This is a genomic window from Acinetobacter sp. MYb10 (assembly GCF_002980175.2).
Taxonomy (GTDB): domain Bacteria; phylum Pseudomonadota; class Gammaproteobacteria; order Pseudomonadales; family Moraxellaceae; genus Acinetobacter; species Acinetobacter guillouiae.
Window position 1 is genome coordinate 1,646,359 of record NZ_CP058272.1, and the last position, 18,693, is coordinate 1,665,051.

General features: G+C 39.7%; 14 protein-coding genes and 2 pseudogenes. 2 read left to right on the plus strand and 14 right to left on the minus strand.

Annotated elements, in window-relative coordinates:
* Window positions 1-53: 53 nt before the first annotated feature.
* Both nirB and CQZ96_RS07660 read right to left on the minus strand, forming a co-directional pair.
* Window positions 54-2,600 (minus strand): nitrite reductase large subunit NirB, encoded by a 2,547-nt coding sequence (gene nirB, locus CQZ96_RS07655; protein ID WP_105713031.1) that lies wholly within the window; start codon window positions 2,598-2,600, stop codon window positions 54-56.
* Between the two features lie 38 nt (window positions 2,601-2,638).
* Complete coding sequence (locus tag CQZ96_RS07660) at window positions 2,639-4,015, minus strand: MFS transporter (RefSeq protein ID WP_105713032.1); 1,377 nt, start codon at window positions 4,013-4,015, stop codon at window positions 2,639-2,641.
* A gap of 431 nt (window positions 4,016-4,446) precedes the next feature.
* Between CQZ96_RS07660 and CQZ96_RS07665 the strand changes: the two genes are divergently transcribed.
* Both CQZ96_RS07665 and CQZ96_RS07670 read left to right on the plus strand, forming a co-directional pair.
* Window positions 4,447-5,034 (plus strand): ANTAR domain-containing response regulator, encoded by a 588-nt coding sequence (locus tag CQZ96_RS07665; RefSeq protein ID WP_004722169.1) that lies wholly within the window; start codon window positions 4,447-4,449, stop codon window positions 5,032-5,034.
* A gap of 3 nt (window positions 5,035-5,037) precedes the next feature.
* Window positions 5,038-6,030, plus strand: a complete 993-nt coding sequence (locus CQZ96_RS07670; protein ID WP_105713033.1) for an ABC transporter substrate-binding protein — start codon at window positions 5,038-5,040, stop codon at window positions 6,028-6,030.
* A gap of 185 nt (window positions 6,031-6,215) precedes the next feature.
* On the opposite strand, the pseudogene CQZ96_RS21900 reads toward CQZ96_RS07670, so the two are convergent.
* The 12 genes and pseudogenes from CQZ96_RS21900 to CQZ96_RS07720 form a co-directional block, all read right to left on the minus strand.
* Window positions 6,216-6,369: pseudogene (locus tag CQZ96_RS21900) on the minus strand (transposase); the annotation flags it as partial.
* A 320-nt stretch (window positions 6,370-6,689) separates the two neighbouring features.
* Window positions 6,690-7,949, minus strand: a complete 1,260-nt coding sequence (locus tag CQZ96_RS07675) for a DUF2931 family protein (protein ID WP_228722783.1) — start codon at window positions 7,947-7,949, stop codon at window positions 6,690-6,692.
* Between the two features lie 85 nt (window positions 7,950-8,034).
* Window positions 8,035-9,435, minus strand: coding sequence for a phospholipase effector Tle1 domain-containing protein (locus CQZ96_RS07680; protein ID WP_105713035.1), 1,401 nt, complete (start codon window positions 9,433-9,435; stop codon window positions 8,035-8,037).
* Between the two features lie 25 nt (window positions 9,436-9,460).
* Entirely contained in the window at window positions 9,461-12,073 is a 2,613-nt protein-coding gene (locus tag CQZ96_RS07685) for a type VI secretion system Vgr family protein (protein ID WP_267313593.1), read from the minus strand.
* A gap of 273 nt (window positions 12,074-12,346) precedes the next feature.
* Window positions 12,347-12,467 (minus strand): annotated as a pseudogene (locus CQZ96_RS21645) (transposase); the annotation flags it as partial.
* A 293-nt stretch (window positions 12,468-12,760) separates the two neighbouring features.
* A complete protein-coding gene (locus tag CQZ96_RS07690; RefSeq protein WP_105713037.1) occupies window positions 12,761-13,195 on the minus strand; it encodes an excinuclease in 435 nt (144 codons plus the stop codon).
* Between the two features lie 15 nt (window positions 13,196-13,210).
* The gene (locus CQZ96_RS07695) at window positions 13,211-14,431 is read right to left on the minus strand and encodes a beta-ketoacyl-ACP synthase (RefSeq protein WP_105713038.1); all 1,221 of its coding nucleotides are present in this window, start codon (window positions 14,429-14,431) and stop codon (window positions 13,211-13,213) included.
* Window positions 14,431-15,156: a 3-ketoacyl-ACP reductase FabG2 gene (locus CQZ96_RS07700; protein WP_004722179.1), complete on the minus strand. Its 726-nt coding sequence runs from the start codon at window positions 15,154-15,156 to the stop codon at window positions 14,431-14,433. Before CQZ96_RS07700 ends, CQZ96_RS07695 begins: the two co-directional genes overlap by 1 nt.
* A gap of 13 nt (window positions 15,157-15,169) precedes the next feature.
* Window positions 15,170-15,595: a 3-hydroxylacyl-ACP dehydratase gene (locus tag CQZ96_RS07705; protein ID WP_105713039.1), complete on the minus strand. Its 426-nt coding sequence runs from the start codon at window positions 15,593-15,595 to the stop codon at window positions 15,170-15,172.
* On the minus strand, window positions 15,592-16,806 hold the full coding sequence (locus CQZ96_RS07710) for a beta-ketoacyl-[acyl-carrier-protein] synthase family protein (protein WP_105713040.1): 1,215 nt from the start codon (window positions 16,804-16,806) through the stop codon (window positions 15,592-15,594). The genes CQZ96_RS07705 and CQZ96_RS07710 overlap by 4 nt, the downstream gene beginning before the upstream one ends.
* A complete protein-coding gene (locus CQZ96_RS07715) occupies window positions 16,790-17,386 on the minus strand; it encodes a DUF3261 domain-containing protein (RefSeq protein WP_105713041.1) in 597 nt (198 codons plus the stop codon). Before CQZ96_RS07715 ends, CQZ96_RS07710 begins: the two co-directional genes overlap by 17 nt.
* The gene (locus CQZ96_RS07720) at window positions 17,386-18,690 is read right to left on the minus strand and encodes an NAD(P)/FAD-dependent oxidoreductase (RefSeq protein ID WP_056516350.1); all 1,305 of its coding nucleotides are present in this window, start codon (window positions 18,688-18,690) and stop codon (window positions 17,386-17,388) included. Before CQZ96_RS07720 ends, CQZ96_RS07715 begins: the two co-directional genes overlap by 1 nt.
* Between the last annotated feature and the right edge of the window lie 3 nt (window positions 18,691-18,693).

Below are 18,693 nucleotides of genomic sequence, written 5' to 3' on the forward strand. Positions count from 1 at the left end.
CAAGACTTGTTTTAAGCTATGGAATAAGTCCAATAAAGCAAGTGTTCATATGCTTATGCTTCAACTACAGGAATACGGCTCTGATCACGTTCTGATTCAGTTTTTGGGCGAATTTGCCCACGTACTTTGGCAAACTGAATATGTGGATCTTGCTGTTGCTCAGCTTTGGCATTAATAAAGGTCACAAAACGTTTACGTACTTCAGGATCTTCCACCGCAGTACGCCATTCGTCTTGATAAGTGCCCACCACATGGCTCATTCGGCGTTCTAGTTCAGCAGCAACTCCTAAAGAATCATGCACAACAACCTCTTTGAGATAATCCAAACCCCCTTCCATATTGTCACGCCATACTGAAGTCCGTTGTAAACGATCCGCTGTTTGGATATAGAACATAAAGAAGCGATCGATATATTGAATTAAAGTTTGCGTATCTAGGTCAGAAGCTAAAAGTTCTGCATGACGAGGCTTCATTCCACCATTGCCGCAGACATATAAGTTCCAGCCTTTTTCAGTGGCAATTACCCCTACATCTTTACTTTGTGCTTCGGCACATTCGCGAGTACAGCCAGAAACTGCCATTTTTAATTTATGTGGAGAACGCAAACCTTTGTAGCGGTTTTCAAGGAAGATGGCTAAACCAACCGAGTCATCTACGCCATAACGACACCAAGTACTTCCGACACAGGACTTAACCGTACGTAATGACTTGCCATAAGCATGCCCAGACTCAAACCCCGCATTGATTAACTTTTCCCAAATTTCAGGCAATTGATGGACTTGTGCCCCAAATAAATCTACTCGTTGCCCACCAGTTAGCTTGGTATATAAGCCATATTCTTTGGCAATCTGCCCCACTGCAATCAAACCATCTGGGGTCACTTCACCACCTGCCATACGCGGTACAACAGAATAAGAACCATCTTTTTGAATATTGCCTAGATAGTAGTCATTACTGTCTTGCAGCCCAGCATGATTTGAGGTGAGAACAAAGTCATTCCAGCAAGATGCCAAGATATTGGCCACAGTCGGTTTGCAAATATCACAACCTAAACCATGCCCGTGTTGTTGAATCAAATCATCAAAAGTTTTAATTTCATTGACTCGTACCAAGTGATATAACTCTTGGCGTGAGTAAGCAAAGTGTTCACAAAGATGATTATTGACCGTTACCCCTTGGCGTTGTAATTCAGATTTTAAAACTTGGGTCACTAAGGGTGCACATCCACCACATGCGGTTGCGGCTTTGGTACATTTTTTTAAAGCACCTAATGAGGTCGAACCCTCTGCAATTGCACTACAAATATCTGCTTTAGAAACGTTATTACATGAACAAATCGTGGCACTGTCTGGCAATAAATCTACACCACTACCTCCCGCTTTTGCTGAAGATTGTGCATAGCCCGGCATGATTAAACTTTCTGGATTTTCAGGTACAGCCAATCCATTGAGCATCATTTGCAATAAGTCGTTATATTCTTTGGCGCAACCGACCAGTACCGCACCTAGTAATTGGGTTTTCTCTGCATTGACCACGATCTTTTTATAGACCATTGCATCCTCATCGGCATAGAAATAGCTCAATGCATTTGCAGTCATGGCATGAGCATCGCCTACCGATGCCACATCGACACCCATCAGTTTTAGCTTGGTGCTCATGTCTGCGCCAGCAAATGTAGGGCAACTTTGTTGCATCACATGCTTTGCCGCAATCCTTGCCATGTCATAACCGGGCGCCACTAAACCATAAATTTTATTGTTCCATAAGGCACATTCACCAATTGCATAAATGTCTGCATCTGAGGTTTGGCAGTAATCGTTGATCACGACACCACCACGCTCACCTAAAGCTAAACCACTTTGGCGCGCCAATTCATCACGTGGGCGAATCCCTGCTGAAAATAGAATAATATCTGTTTCAAGCTCTGAACCATCTGCAAACTTCATCACATGGGTGCTATTCACACCGTCTTCTATAGATGAAGTGGCCTTTTGGGTATGGACTTTCACGCCTAAATTTTCAATCTTGGCGCGTAAAACTTTTCCGCCCAAATCATCAATTTGTACTGCCATTAAACGGGGTGCAAATTCAACAACATGGGTTTCCAAGTCTAAATCACGAAGCGCTTTGGCAGCTTCCAAACCCAACAAACCACCGCCAATGACCACACCAGATTTTGCCGATAAACTCGCTGCCCGAATCGCATCCAAGTCATCAATGGTACGGTAAACAAAACAGTTGTTACGGTCGTGACCTGAAATTGGTGGAACAAAAGCATAGGAACCCGTCGCAAGCACCAATTTGTCATAGCTAATCACATCGCCATGATTGGTGGTGATGGATTTATTGCAGGTATCTATATCAGTAGCTTTGGTGTTTAAGCGCAGGTCGATACCATAAGCATCGGCAAAGTCAGCACGACAGAGGGTTAAATCTTTTGCAGACTTCCCTGTAAAATATTCAGTCAAATGTACACGGTCATAAGCTAAACGGGGTTCTTCTGCCAAAATCGTGATTTCAACCTCATCACCTGCATGTTCCAGCACAGATTCAATAAATTTGTGCCCAACCATTCCATGACCAATCATCACTAATTTCATATCGATTCTCCTCGATTGTTTTTGCTCTTGTTATTCAATTAAGTCGCACTGTTTTGTTTAAGACTTACAGCATTTTGTTCCATGCTATTTCGCTCAAGTACCGCAGCTTCAAATAACTTTTGCTCTTTCTCTTTATGTTCAACCGAAAAACGGATCATCAATACACAACTTGCAGCAATCACCACCAAACCACCTAAAACCATCAGCGTCGTTTGAATATCCAACATGTCTTTTAATAAGAAACCAGCAGCAACAGCACCGACATTACCGCCTGCACCGATAATGCCAGCCACACCACCCAAAGCATCGCGATCAATAAATGGAACCAGTGCATAGGTCGCACCGCAAGCCATATGGGTAAATAAAGCAAATACTGTCATGACCAAAATCGCCAGAATTGCGGTATTCATTTGAGAAAAGACAATCAGAAATACGCCTTCTAACAAGATCATGGCAAACAATACTTTAGTACGACCATCGAGACCTTTTTTAGTCGCCACCTTGTCTGAAACAATACCGCCAAGTGCACGGGCAAACAGTGCCAGTAAACCAAAAATCCCTGCGGCCATACCCGCTTCTTTTAAACCAAATTTGAAATGATCCACGTAGTACATTGCGACAATGTTGTGAATAAAAATTTCGATACCAAAACAAGCAGCATAAGCACCAAATAGAATCCAGACACGGTAGTTTTTTGCAGCATGTATTAAAATCGCCATACCACCTTTTTTATCACTGCCTACATGCAGACCTTGTGCACGAAGTTCTTTAAAATCACCTTGTGGACAATCTTGAGTAAACTTCCAATACATTGCACCGACGATTAACATCAGCACACCAGGTACAATCAGCGCAATTCTCCATCCCATGGCTTGTTCAACACCAAACATCACCAGTGCAGCAAGCATCAATGGCATCAATGCTTGAGTTGCGCCACCACCCGCATTGCCCCAACCTGCGGTGGTTGCATTTGCAGTTCCCACCACATTTGGCGCAAACATAATACTGGTGTGATATTGCGTGATGACAAAGCTGGCACCAATTGCACCAATCAATAGACGGAAAAATAAAAAGGATTCATAACTATTGGCAGATGCCACACCAAATACAGGGATACTGCCGATAATCAGTAATGCGGTATAGGTTTTACGAGGACCGTATTTATCGCACAAGGGACCGACAATCAGACGTACTAAAATCGTGATGGCAACCGCGGCAATATTGATATTGGCAATTTGATCTTTAGTCAGATGGAATTCACCTGCAATAACAGGCATTAACGGCGCACAGGCAAACCATGCAAAGAAACAGACAAAAAAGGCGAGCCAACTCATATGGAAGGCCCGCATTGCTGCGCTGCTAAAATTGAAAAGATGAATTTTTGTCGCTTTTTTCGCATCTAAATTTGAAGACATAGCTTCGATCTCCTGAACTGAACGCATATAAGTTGCTGTTATGCACGAGGCATATCAGTAACGATCAGAACGGACGTCGTTGGCCGTCTTACAAATTTTGAAAGTCTTCTTTGACTTGGATTAAATCAATGCATAGTTCATGCCAGTTTTATATTTTGGCTATATATTTTTTTATTTTGCTTGAATACTCAGTACTTATGATTTAATGGTCGTGCATAAATAGCGCAATCAACCATCATGTTTTCTGTCTGTGCGGATAAAATGTAAATCATAAAACTGCATGTTTAGGAGGCAAATTGCGTCAATAAAGTGCATCACTTTTCTTTAACATCCTGCAACTATGATTTTAAACAGCAAATTTAATCCGAGATATTGGCATCTAAATTGCTTATATGCTGAAAGTTCATGTCAGGACAGATCTGAGTAGCGACATGCCAAAATTAAGAATTGCCCTGATCGATGATGATATAGAGCGGGCATCTTTTATCAAATCATCTTTGATCGAACATGGTTTCGAGGTGGTCGCATGCCTGATGATTGACCATTTAAACAGTACAGATCTTCAACACTTACATGCCGATGTGATTTTGCTGGATATGGACCATCCACATCGAGATATTATTGAAAGCTGCGTAAGTCAGTTTGATTTGCCCACTGTGCTTTTCACTAAAAACTCGCAAAAAGACACCATCAAAAGTGCCATTGAAGCAGGTGTAACTGCCTATATTGTCGATGGTATTGATCCTGAAAAACTGGAAAGTATTTTAGAAATTTCGATTGAGCAATTTAAAAAACATAAAAAACTCTTGAAAGATCTCAATGAAACCAAATGCAAACTAGCAGACCGAAAAGATATTGAAAAAGCCAAAGTGATGCTGATGCAGATGCATCAAATTGAAGAAGAACAAGCCTTCAGTTTGTTACGAAAAAATGCCATGAGTCACCGTATCACCATGGGGGAAATGGCAAGAAAGTTAATCGATGCTCAAGCCTTGCTACAAGCTAATTTCAAGGAATAAACAATGAACACACTTGAAACCACGGACATTCAATTAGGCTATATTCCTTTGCTGGATTGCACTGCAATACTTTGGGCACAACATCAAGGCTATTTTACTGAGCAAGGCCTCAATGTTACGTTGGTGAAAGAACCTTCATGGGCCAGTTTACGTGACCGTTTAGCTTTTGGTATTTTAGATGCCGCACATTGCCTTTCTGCCATGCTTCCTGCTGCTGCGACAGGCAATGATCAACTGGGTATTCCCTTACAAACCTCATTGGTGTTGAGTACCAATCGTGCATTTATCAGCTTGAGCCAAAAATTGTGTTATGAATTAAAAATTCACATGCAAGATAGCGCGCAAGAGTCAGCAGCAAAAGTGGTTCAAGCATTAAAACAAGGCGATAAAATACAACTGGCCCATGTGTTTAAACAGTCCATCCACCATTATTGTTTAAGAGAATGGTTGGCTTTGGCAGATCAAGAGCTAGCCAAAAAATATCAACCATCCACACTGCCCCCTTCGTATATGGTGGATGCGATTTCATCACAACTCATTGATGGATTCTGCGTCGGTGAACCTTGGAATATCCAAGCGCAGATTGAAGGTTATAGTTATGTGATTGCCGAGAGTAAACAGATTATTCCTGAAGTCGCGGATAAAGTTTTGGCGACCACCCATGAATGGGCAAACAAGCATCCGAATACCTTAAATGCATTGCAGACAGCAATTCAGCAAGCACAGCATGATTTAAGCACCTTGCAACCACTACAACCCATATGGCACATGTTAGAAGACAGCGAGATTATCCGATTCAACTGTTCACATTTGGTGCATACCTATGCGTTTCATAAAATACAAAATATTATTCGCTCTTTTGGGACACAGGACCGACCTAAACCAGATGATTTTGAATGGATTATTCAACAAATGTGTAAATGGGATAACTTAGAACTCGATACGACACAAATCAAAAATATTTCGACTCAATGCACAGGACATTTAATTGAATAGGCTGCTGATTTAAATAAACTTAACTAAAATCAATATTTATTTAATCGGTTTGTTAATTGAGTATCAAACGAATGAATTTTTTAATCGTAAACTATTATTTTTAGAATAATTTCAAGAATAGGCTTGCTTCATATGTTCTTTTTAAAATCATAGATCAAAATATTCTCGCTGTATTCATCAGGTTATACACATGTCATGCTTGTAATTAAGAGTCGTCTAATATCGTTTGCGGGGGAGTATTTGTAGTCATGACTCAATGTCATGACCCGCCTGTTTTAACAGCTTAAAATAGTTTTCTATTTTCCAACACTAGCCATACCAAGTTGTCAATTCTATACTGCTTGGGTTGTAACAACGCTAGATTTTTAGGTAGAGGCAATATCTTTAAGCGCTGACGCTAATGAAGCAAGTGGATTCATATTAAGTTTTACAAGACTCCCGTAGCGTTTAACTAATCGGTGATCTAAGTATGGAATGGTAAATTGGAAAGCATGCCCTCCAATTTAACTTAAATATATTTAATTGTGTAGATACCTATGCCTTGAGATTTCACTTCTGAGTCCGAGACAGATGGTTCACTCTTACTATTGTCGCCAGCAAACGGTTATAGACTTATTCGAATTTCATATTCAACATCTTATCTCTTCAGCCTCGCTACTTTAATCACGATCTGTAAAAACAGGATCTGTTAAATCCTCCAGTTTTGGCTGTGTTAAAAAATATTCATGTCCTTCTTCTGGAAAATAGTTCCCGCGTCTTATGTCTGTCGGTGCCAAATAATACTCATACGCACCATCAAGCGAACGTTTTTCTTTACCTTTTTGCAAGTAAATTTCTTTGATTTTAAAATCAGCATCCAGCTCAATTTTTAAATTTGAAAACTCATAAGGATATACTGGCTGATCATTGGTCGCTAATGAGCGTTGAGGATAGAGTGCCTGAAAGTTTTTAAAATACGCATTTAAATTGGGGTCTTGATAATAAGGAATATAATCATCAATTAACCATTTCGGAATCGGAAATAAATTGATTGAAATGTAGTAACGCACTCCCGTCGGCTTATAGGTCACCCATGTCACTAAAGTAACTGGTGCTGCTTTAAGTCGTAATTTATCTGCCTCTACTCGATCGTCAAGGATAGCAAAACGTTCCGTATTGACATATTCGGCATAATATTCACCAGACCATTCACCATTAGGCGCCGTCACCTCAAGGTTCCATGGATATCGAGTTTGTAGCATTTTGTACCAGTCCGCACTGACTTTAAAACTGCCATCCATCCAACGTTTATACAGTTCGGCATTACGCTTTTTAAATTCATCAAATGCTGTTTTAACATCACGCGTTCGAATATCGTTGGCCCTTAAATACTCCATATCCGACGTACGTGTTAAACCAACTACTGTTGCATAGTCACCATCTATTTTCTTGGCTTGCCATGAACCAATTTCTTCTCGAATCCCTGGACCCACAGCAAATAAAATAATCCAGCCTTTCGGGGCAAAACCAATATCAAAAGTATCATACACTTTAGGTGGGCTATCCTCTTCCTCATCCCCCATTCCTTTATGCACGGTGGTAAATAGACGTTGAATTTTATCTTTAGGTAAGGGCTGGATCAATTGATAAAACTGGTTATCGATACTGTCAAAAAAAGTCAGATGTAATACTTCTGGTAAGGGTTGCTTAAAGGAATTTCCGCCGAGTGGTGTGCCTCCACGCCCCCATGCACCACTAGAACCATCCAATGTCCTTAACCAAGTGCCATCTGCCAAATAAAAGGCGGTTCGCATATTTTCATCCACGGGAGATTTCACGATATGCGAGTCTACATAAATGTCTTTGTTACTGTCTTTATAACGACCAAATACTGCGGATGAAGTCATAACACCCCATTCTATTTCTTTTGGTTTATTCATAATGTGAACTCGATAAAAATAAGTCGCTAATGCCAGTAAAACGACAATAAATAGGCTGGCAAATAAAAAGTATAAGTTTTTTGTTTTAACCATTATGGATTTTCCGATATGGCAGACCATTTTTAAGTCGAATACTATAACCTAAATCTTCAGTCATTCCGCCATCGTAAGTCTTTTTAGCTGACCAGTGTAAGTATTGATTTCGTAAGCTTCGAACTTGCCCTTGATCTTTAAGACGTAAATCTACAACGCTCCCCCATGCCGCAGTCTTAACCACACTGGCTGGATGACTAGCCATTAAATTTTTAACAATACCCTTTAAATTCTCATTTTCATAAGTAACAATATTAGCGTTAAATTGAATCTGTCCATATTGTTGCGTCATCAAACGCATAGTTCTTAGAGCAATTTTATGATAATCATTGGGGATATTTTTTCGAACTGCATTATATTCATTTTTCCCTACACTCTGAATCTGTTGTGCGGTATAGAAACCTTTGTCTATAAACCACTTCTTTAACGCTTCAGTGGTAATATGGTAGCTGTCATTTAAACCACTTGGATAACTGCCACCAATATCTGAATGTGCTCCATCCATGACCACCTCATATCCATATTTATCTCGCATCGCCCCCATGATGTTGGTCAGTGAAAAATATTCACGATATTCATCCCCCGCAGCGATATGAAAAACTTTAGTGATCTTTTTATCATCGGCGTCAAAATCTGTAAAATTCAAAGTCAGTTCTTTAACATCATTATCAAAATTAGGTTTTACTGCTGTTGAACCAGCACCAATGATCGGCCCCAATAAAATCACTTTTCCTGCTGCCATTGCATCAATGGTTTGAAACGATGAAACCGTGTCAAAAATTCCCACAAAACGAAATCGTACTTGTTTAGATGAAAATCCCCAACCTTTAAATAGCTTTGGTTTAGATTTTGCTAAATGAACAAAATGTCGTGCTGTAGCAGCACCTCGACTAAAACCAAATACATTAATCATTATACTACTTGGTTTAGGGGCATTTTTTTCTCCATTTAATTTATTATAAGCTTTTTTAATTTCAGCAAATGCAGATTCCGCACGAGTCTTTACCCCAGTATCCCCACTACCATAGGCAAAACCAGCCTTGCTATCTTCTTCATCTTTGGTTGAACCCATTCCCTGAATATAAATCCAAATATTATCCTTACTTTCACCATAACGTTGACTAAATAAATGCGCCACATTGGAGTAAGCATTGGTATAACTTTCATAGGCATCTTTATCTTTTGCTATTTGTTTTGCATACTTCGCTTTATTATCAATATTATACAAATTGTTTTTTGTTCCATCAAAAAACACATTAACCACCACAGGTTTAACCACAACAGTTATAGAAGAGTTTTCAGGTTTATTGGTTTGTGCCGTTTTAAGTGGTAATGCCTTATTTTTCGATGTGCTATTTTCTAAATTCGATACTTTACGAGTTGGAAGTCCCATAATATGATTCCTTTATTCTTGGTTTCTATTCTTCTTCGCCATCATCAGCAGAAATCTCAAGTTGTGTGACATCATAACCAGAGCTTAAACGTATGGTTTCACCCTTTTCATTACTGACTCCTCTGAATACTTTGCCATCACCTGTCACAATCTTATAAGCAAAACCAGAAACTGGTAGGCCTTTAGGATCTTTGAGTACAAACATTTCATTAAAAGGATCTTGCGGAAGGGTAAAATCAATCGACTTCGGCCCCAGTATCGAATGTTTTGATGTAAAGACTTTCGACTCGCCCTTGGTCCCTTGCTCAATTCCTTCTGCTGTAATTTTAATATAATTACCTTTAACATTGAGTACAATTTCTTCAGCGGCACTGATTTCAATGGTCTTTTTCTTACTAATGATTTTCATTGTTTTATCTGCCACAAGATCCATTTCTCCTGTCTGAGCCTGTATGTCTACTTTCCCAAACGCTGCAATCAAACGCATGCCTTGTTTAACCGCAAACAAACTTACTTTTTCAATCGCATGGACAATAAAATTCTTTTGTGTACTAATATTTACACTACTACTGGCAATTTGATTGATATCAGCATCAGCAGATAAATGAATATCACCCGTTGTGGTTAAGCCTATTCCCTGTGGTGAAGACAATAACAGTACTGCATTATTAAATTTTGCAATATCTTGTTGAATGTTCTCAGCAAAGGCTTTTAACTGTTCTACAGACTCAATAACATCTGTTTCGTGTTGCTTTGCAACATCATTCAATGATTTACTATGAGCTTGACTTTCATTCAGCTGTTTTTTTGCTTCTTCTGCTTCCATATGGTCACCTGAAGCAGCAGCTTGTTTATAGCTGGTTAACAGTAATCCACTCCCGCCACGCACAGCACCATAATCATCTGTACGTATCTCAAAACCTATGCCACGATCTTGACTCGTTTCTGTGTCTTTCGGGTGACTCAACTGACCTAGATTCAGTTGGCTTGCAGAATAACTACTTTGAAGTTGAGCACTTACTTGACCTTGCGTATCATCGAAGCGTAATTGATTAAATCCTGTTGCATCTATTTCACTACTTCGAATGCCACTTAAACGACGGGTATCTGGTAAAGTGCCCTTGATATCAAATTTGGTTGGACTTCTTTCTGCTTCATGGATTCGTCCCATAACAAATGGACGATCTACATCGCCATTGAAAAAATAAACCACAACCAATTCGCCGATACGCGGTAAAAAGCGTGAACCAAAGCCTTCACCAGCCCATGAGTTCAGAACCTCTACAAATGCTGAATCTGTATCATTGTCATTTGATCCACTCCCACCATCATGGTTATTATCTTCTGATCTGGAAAACAAGAATCGAAGCTTAATCCGTCCCCACTCATCGACATAGATCGTTTCACCTTGTGGTCCAACCACACGAGCATGCTGAGGATAAGCAGCAGGTTTGTGCAGCCTTGGATGATACTCTGGAACAACAGGAATATGACGACGAACCAAAGTAAGTTGACAACCTTGTTTTTCTTCCCCTACATCTATACCCCATTGATTGATCTGAAGTAGTTTATGGATTGTTTCACTAAAATCTTTTGGCAAGTTATTTTGATGGAAGCTTTTCTTTTTTAAGATCAAAAACTGTTTGTCGCTGGAATTGTGCTGATCGATTTCAAAATGTCCATTAAATTCAAACCAATATCCAACTTGTACATCACGAACGGTTCCTTGAGCAATAAATTTTTTTGCTTGTAAGTCATGATATCGAGCTAAGTTTAAATTCAACTTCTCTAATTGCGCATTACTCGACTTTGTTGCACCATCCTCCCCCTTTAAGTCACTAATCCATGCTGGCGTTATATGCCAAGATTGTTCTAAACTTAAGTTTTGATTGTCGTAATATGCACTATGACAATGGTTTGAAAGTGAAGAGCCTGGCCAATCTGTTTGTTCTAAATAATCAGCTTGCCAACGCTGTATATGTACAGCAGTCGGTTGTAATGTTCTTTTGGCAATAAAGCTTGTTATCGTATCAGCCAATTCGACACTGCTGCTTCGATGGTAACGAATTTCTTGCCGATCCAGTTGACTAAATTGGCTGCTATCATCAATAAGTTTAAACTTTTGCGCTTGTATAGAGTCATCATATGATGAAACGATAAGTTGTGCCTCATCTATACACCAGCACACGCCTTCTGAGCGAAGTAATCTGGTCACTAGACTGTAATCACTTTCGTCCACCTGCATGGTAAATGGTCGTATATCATATGTTGCTTTTAGACCACTCAAATCCAATGTCAAACTCTTGGCAAATAGAGGTGATCGTTGCTGCCATTCTTCAAATATAATTTTTACGATATCAATTATGGACTTATTCATAAAAATACGATTATTACGGTTATATCGCCATAATGATGTCGCATCTTCTAAAGTTATTTTATACAGTGTTAACGCACCATCAGACTGCCCTAATTCAGCACCAGTAATAATACCAGATGTCCTAAATAATTGATTTTTATCCGTCCGAACATCAACGGAAACTTGGCAGCCAATTAGTTTTTTCAATGGAATCAAACTATTTGCAGCGACACAAATTAACTCTGCTTTAAGTCCTTGGTTAATTTCATGATTAACACTCAAATGGTTTAAAAATAATTGATGATTGAGTTCAGCATTTGAAAAATTTGCAGTTATTGTACGATTAGTCCAATTTTTTCCAAAAGATCATATATATTTATATTTAGCATAGTTAATTTATTTTAATCAAATTTATAAGTCATTATAACCAATTTTCATATATTAACAATATTGTCAACTGGCATTTTTGAACACATAATAAAAAACACCCTCAAGCTTTTAATCTCCCTCAAAATCAATAATAGATATGAGTTTCTGTTCTATTGCTAAGAACTCAATATATTCAAGCACAGGTTTTTTAATAGGCTGATTGAGTTGTTGAAATGAAACGTTTTCGTTATTTAAAAAACACCAAACTGCTTGGGTTGTAGCAAAGCTAGTTTTGGGTAGAGGCAATATCTTTAAACGCTGGGCTAAGGAAGTGAGTAAATTTATATTAAGTTTTACAAGACTCCAGTAACGTTTAACTAATCGGTCATCTAAGTATGGAATGTTAAATTGGAGAGCATGCTCTCCAATTTAACTTAAATATATTTAATGGTGTAGATACCTATGCCCAAGGGGAGAAAGGACTTTGAAGAGCAATATGATCACTCAACAGGGTCATTTTTTAATTTATGCAAGAGATCTCATATAAGCCAATATCCAAACATTGTTCTTAAATTTTGGACATTGGCACATGTTTACAGCTTAGAATTTAACAATATCGCCTTTTAAAGCCACACTCGCAAGTGCTGTACCTTTATAACATTGGTATGTGGTGGTGTTTTTTGATTCATTTGCTTTGAAATAGCTCACAATATTGGTCACTGCATTAGCACCTTTATCTTTTGCTGCACTTTGCAACTGGATTAATGCTGAACGTAATACATGATCACAAGCCTTTTCCGCAGACTTTCCAAAACCATTGGTTTTTTTATTGCTGACAACCGCTTTTTCTAAAACTTGACCGCCAGATTTAGTCCCAGCAAGATAAAATTTTACCGATCCATCTAAAAATCCATCAGCCACAGCTCGATCTACAGCTTCTTTAAAATTGAGATTATGAACAGTGTCCGCAGCTTGTGCAGAGACGATTCCACCAAAGCATAAAGTTGAAACAACAACCAAGTGTTTAAATGACATCGTTTTTTTCCTCTTTTAAGTATGTTTTAAAATAATGGAGGTGTTGATCCCTCCGAATGCAAAATTATTGGTCATGATGGTTTTTGCATTCATATCTCGTGGCTCTCGCACGATATAATCCAAATCACCACATAATGGGTCAATTTCATCCAAATTTAAAGTATGGATAAACTGTTGGCGTTGCAGCATTTCTATACTCAGCCAAGCTTCGATTGCACCACATGCACCAAGAGTATGTCCAAAATAACTTTTTAATGAGCTGATCGGTTTTTTACCAAATATACGTGCAGTGGCTTGAGTTTCTGCAACATCGCCTTGATCTGTCGAAGTCCCATGTGCGTTAATATAATCAATCTCTTGCGCAGAAATTGCGGCATCTTTAAGTGCCATGCGCATACATCTTTCCATCATTTCTGAATTTGGACGAGTGACATGCTCACCATCCGTATTGCTGGCATAACCGATGACTTCTGCATAGATTGTTGCACCACGTGCCAGTGCATGTTCATATTCTTCTAGCACTAAACAGCCAGCACCTTCACCAATTACCAAACCATCACGATTTTTATCAAATGGACGTGGTGTTTTTTCAGGTGTATCGTTCATCCCACTGGTGGCTAACAACACATCAAATACTGCTGAACCTGTCGCGCTGAGTTCCTCAGCACCACCCGCAAGCATCAGCTTTTGTTTACCTAATTTAATCGCTTCAAATGCCTGTCCGATGGCCATTGAACCTGAAGTACAGGCACTTGATGTGGGTAAGGTTAAACCTTTTAAACCAAAATAAACCGTCATATTCACAGCGCTGGTATGTGACATCATTCGGATATACGTGGTCGCGTTTAACTGACTCATGTCGTTGTCTATGAGCATTTTCCCAAACTCTTTGACTGCATCGACACTCCCCGCAGAGGAGCCAAAAGCAACCCCAGCATCGCCACTTTTCAAAATAGGATGATCGATCAAGCCTGCATCTGCCAATGCTTTTTCAGCACAAATCACCGACATCAATGCAACTCGTCCCATACCTCGTGTCACTTTACGATTAAAATGTTTAGGGATCTCAAAGTGCGCTACTGGGCCTGCAATTTTGCAACGTAGATCGGTATAAATATCCCAATCAGGCATCACACGAATGCCATTTTTTGACGCTTGGAATTGGGCAAAAACTTCATCTGCCGTTTCACCCAGTGAAGTGATTCCCGACATTCCCGTCACAACAACACGTTTCATTAAATCAGTCCCCCATTCACCGAAATCACTTGCCGAGTAATATAGCTTGCGTGATCAGAACAGAGAAAGTTCACCGTATGCGCCACTTCATCGACCTGTCCCATACGTTGTAATGGAATCATTTTTAAAGCATGTTCTTTTACTTCTTCTGTGACCATTTCCGTTTCAATCAATCCCGGTGCAACGCAATTCACCGTAATTTTTCTTTTTGCCAGTTCTAAAGCCAAAGCTTTGGTCGCACCAATCAATCCCGCTTTTGCCGCACTATAATTGACTTGACCACGATTCCCCATAATGCCAGAAACAGAAGAAAGCGTCACAATACGCCCGCCTTGTTTTAGGCGAATCATCGGCATCACTAAAGGTTTTAATACATTATAAAAACCATCCAATGAGGTTGAAATTACTTCATCCCAGTCATTGTCGGTTAAAGCTGGAAATGCGCCATCATGGGTTAAACCTGCATTTAGCACCACACCATAAAATGCACCATAAAGCTCGATATCTTGTTCCAGTATCTGTCGGGTGTTTTCACGTTGTGTGACATCAAAAAGTAGCGCATAACTGTTTTGCCCCAAAGCTTGGATTTCAGCGACCACTTGCTCAGCATCAGCACGTCTAGAACGTGCATGCACCACCACATCAAATCCAGATTTTGCTAAAGCTAAAGCAATTGCTTTGCCAATTCCTCGACTAGATCCCGTCACTAATATTCTTCTCGACACACTTAATTCCTACTTATTGCTCAGCTTTCACAGGTGGTTCATAAACACTTAAAATTGCGCTAATTTCATGTTCTTCATAGCTTATTTCACAAGAGAATTGTGCCAAGCCTTCATGTAAATATTGTTGTTCAGCTCGAATGGTCAATGTTTTACCAAATTCAAAATAAGCCAAAGGTAAATTTAATTTGCGTGTTCCGAGCAAATAACCAATTTGTGGCGTTTGCCCCATTTTTTGTCCTTTTGCTCCAGCAAAGGCACTAATGGTTTGTGCCATGAGTTCAATAGTACTCCAAGTCGGCAAACCATGTTCATCACTAAACATCAATTCAGGTGTAATGGTTAGGTTGGCAAGTGCAAAATTCTCACCTAACTCAAGCAGTTGATCAACAAAAACCATCGGTTTTTCATGCGGAATAAATTGAATAGCATCTAAACTCATCTGATTTCAGTTCCAAAAATAAGGCTGACATTACTACCGCCAAAGGCAAATGAATTACTCATCACAAAACGCACAGGATCAGATTGAGCAGTTTGAGTTAAATCATCCTGTTCAACGTAATGCTGATCATCCAATTCAGGGGCAATCATGCCATTTTGATGAAGGGGTAACCAGTTTTGATCTTTAAGCACTTGCGTACAAATATAGGCTTCCAATGCACCCGCAGCACCCAAGCAATGTCCGGTTTTATGCTTAGTGCTACTTAATGGAACAGCATAGTCCTGAAAGACCTGTCGAACTGCTTTAATTTCCATATCATCATTGTGCGTGGTTGCGGTGCCATGCAAATTAAGGTATTGAATATCTGAAGCTTTTAACTGTGCCTGATCCAGTGCTTTTTGCATTGCAGTTGCAGCACCTTTGCCTTCTGGATGCGGTGCAGAAATATGCCATGCGTCCATAGACTCCCCCGCAGAAATCAACATGACCGGTGCTCGTTCTTTACTGAGTAAAAACAAGCTTGCGGCCTCACCAATATTGATCCCATCACGCTGATATCCACATGGGCTACAGATACCTGCACTCAAATTTTCCAAGCTATTAAAACCATTTAAGGTCAGTTTAGCGAGGGTATCTACGCCACCCACCAATACAGCATCGGCAAGGTCTGCATTAAGCAAACGTTGCCCACTGGCAAAAGCTTTGGCACTTGAAGAACAGGCCGTAGAAATCGTATACGCAAGACCATCCCAGCCCAAATAGATTTGCAAAGCTTTGGCGAGATTACCCATTTCCTGTTTTTGCTGTTGAATCACGGTCTCAGTTTGGCCTTGAAAGTAGGCTTTTAATAAGGGTTCATTGTCCGAAATACCTGACGTTGAGGTCCCAACAATGATTGCAAGCCGCTTTTTATCAAACTTAGCCACATAGTCACGTAACTGAGATTCACATTGTGCAAGCGCAGTTAAGGCAAAACGAAAATTACGCGAGTCATAGTTTTGCAGCGCAACTGGAATATCGCTACATAACGGATGTGCATAAGCACCCACCCATACAGGCTGATCAAAAATCAAAGATTTATTCAGTGTTAAACTGTTTTCCAATGAGGTCAATTGTGCCTTGACCTGTTCAGGATGATCACCTAAAGCAGATAAACTGGCTGAACAATGAATGCCTACAGCGGGATAATTTAAATCAATCTTTTTTGTCATTTTTTTGCAGATCTTCCACTTCACTTTGCTCTAATGAATTGTCTTTCAAAGTATTTTCCACAGGACTAAAGATCATTTGATAAGGAACTTGCAGATTATCCAACTCAATATGATCAGCACGCGTTTTTATCGTTAAAACATTTTTTTGATCGATCTCAATTTCAGTCTGATCAACGCCCTGTTTCACTTTAACATTTTCTAAATGATTTTTTGCAAAATCAGGATAAGTTGCAAACAGAATATCTCGAACCACAAAATCAAAGGGTAACAAACGCATCGGTTTTATCCTTTCATGCACCTGCACTTTTTGACCATCGAAATCCAGTCTAAACAGTTGCTGTCCAGTTAAGCTTAATGCAAACATTTGCAAGTTTTTTGCCTGTTGTTCTTGGTAGAGTAAAAAGCTAAAACTTTGATTTTTCCAGACGACTTCAACTTGATCTTGACGCTGATAATGCGCCAAGGCTGGATCAGCAGACCAAACCACAGGAACCAGACCTTGTGGCTGTGGATACATATTTTGACAGGCACCAAGCACTAACAACAGACTGATGCTCATTGCTTTTAACCAAATTTGCATTATTCGCTCTCAAGTATTTTGCTCTGTTCCAGATCCTGACGACAATACTCAGCCAAGGTATTTAAGCGTTGTCGTGCATTGCGATAGATTGGATTAGTTTCATCCCAAGCATAACCCGCCAATAATGACGCAATCATACGACGGATTTTTTCATTTTGATTTTTTGAAAATACCACATCTTGAAACTCACCGTCGTACCATGCTTCTACATACGCGCGAAATACTTTGATTCCTTTACGCAAAGGTTTTTCATATTCTTGCATCCAGTCCACTTGCCCACCTTGTAAGACTTGATCGACTAAAGGTACCGCCAAACTTGAAGACTTGAGTGCAATGGTCACCCCAGATGAAAATACAGGATCTAAAAATTCACCCGCATTGCCCAGCAAAGCAAAATTGCGCTGTGCTAAGGTTTTAACATTTGCTGAATAGCCCACCAAAGTACGGATTGGCGTATCAAACTTCATATTACGCAGAACATGCGACAAACTCGGTTCATCTGCAAGAATATCTTTAAATAAAGCCAATAATGCTTCAGGCTCATCAGAGATATAACCATAATGATCAAAGAAATCCTGTTCAGCAACAATCCCAAATGAACAGCGACCATCCGCAAACGGAATTAACCAATACCATCCACGATGATCTTTTTCATGTACCGTAATCAGGATTTTATTTCGGTCGAATTCAGGATCATCCAAGATCCCATCTTCAATATGACTAAACACCGCACGGCGTACTGGGAAATTTGAAGGGCTTTCCAGATCTAGAAGTTTCGGCAAAATACGACCGAATCCACTGGCATCCAGTAAAAATTTAGCCTGAATTTGATAGATATTTTCCTGCTCATCTTTAACCGTTAATACAGGATGATCAAGCTCTACATCAACTGCAACAACCTCATGTCCAAAACGAATTTCAGCCCCATATTGTTCAGCTTGCTGTGCTAAAAGATGGTCGAAATTGGCACGTCTAATCTGCCATGTCGTTCCAGGACCTTCACTAAATTTTTGAGTAAAATCGTAGTAGCTGCGTTGATGACCACGTAAAAATGCTGCCCCATTTTTAAATTGAAATGCATATTCTTCAACATGTTCACGTACTGTTTCTAATAAGCCCGCCTCTTCTAAAAACACCATACATTGTGGCAAAAGTGATTCACCGATCGAAAAGCGAGGAAAATGCTGCTTTTCAATGATCACCACTTGATAACCTTTGTGTCGAAGCAGTGCTGCTGCGGAACTTCCCGATGGTCCTGCCCCGATGATCACCACATCTGTTTGTTGTAAATCTAAACCCTTCATGTA

Excerpts from the sequence above, each read along its gene's own strand:
- CQZ96_RS07690 (WP_105713037.1), bottom strand. The coding sequence starts at position 13,195 with ATGTCATTTAAACACTTGGTTGTTGTTTCAACTTTATGCTTTGGTGGA.
- CQZ96_RS07670 (WP_105713033.1), top strand. The coding sequence starts at position 5,038 with ATGAACACACTTGAAACCACGGACATTCAATTAGGCTATATTCCTTTG.
- CQZ96_RS07675 (WP_228722783.1), bottom strand. The coding sequence starts at position 7,949 with ATGAATAAACCAAAAGAAATAGAATGGGGTGTTATGACTTCATCCGCA.
- nirB (WP_105713031.1), bottom strand. The coding sequence starts at position 2,600 with ATGAAATTAGTGATGATTGGTCATGGAATGGTTGGGCACAAATTTATT.
- CQZ96_RS07705 (WP_105713039.1), bottom strand. The coding sequence starts at position 15,595 with ATGAGTTTAGATGCTATTCAATTTATTCCGCATGAAAAACCGATGGTT.
- CQZ96_RS07680 (WP_105713035.1), bottom strand. The coding sequence starts at position 9,435 with ATGGGACTTCCAACTCGTAAAGTATCGAATTTAGAAAATAGCACATCG.
- CQZ96_RS07715 (WP_105713041.1), bottom strand. The coding sequence starts at position 17,386 with ATGCAAATTTGGTTAAAAGCAATGAGCATCAGTCTGTTGTTAGTGCTT.
- CQZ96_RS07720 (WP_056516350.1), bottom strand. The coding sequence starts at position 18,690 with ATGAAGGGTTTAGATTTACAACAAACAGATGTGGTGATCATCGGGGCA.
- CQZ96_RS07665 (WP_004722169.1), top strand. The coding sequence starts at position 4,447 with ATGCCAAAATTAAGAATTGCCCTGATCGATGATGATATAGAGCGGGCA.
- CQZ96_RS07695 (WP_105713038.1), bottom strand. The coding sequence starts at position 14,431 with ATGAAACGTGTTGTTGTGACGGGAATGTCGGGAATCACTTCACTGGGT.
- CQZ96_RS07710 (WP_105713040.1), bottom strand. The coding sequence starts at position 16,806 with ATGACAAAAAAGATTGATTTAAATTATCCCGCTGTAGGCATTCATTGT.
- CQZ96_RS07660 (WP_105713032.1), bottom strand. The coding sequence starts at position 4,015 with ATGTCTTCAAATTTAGATGCGAAAAAAGCGACAAAAATTCATCTTTTC.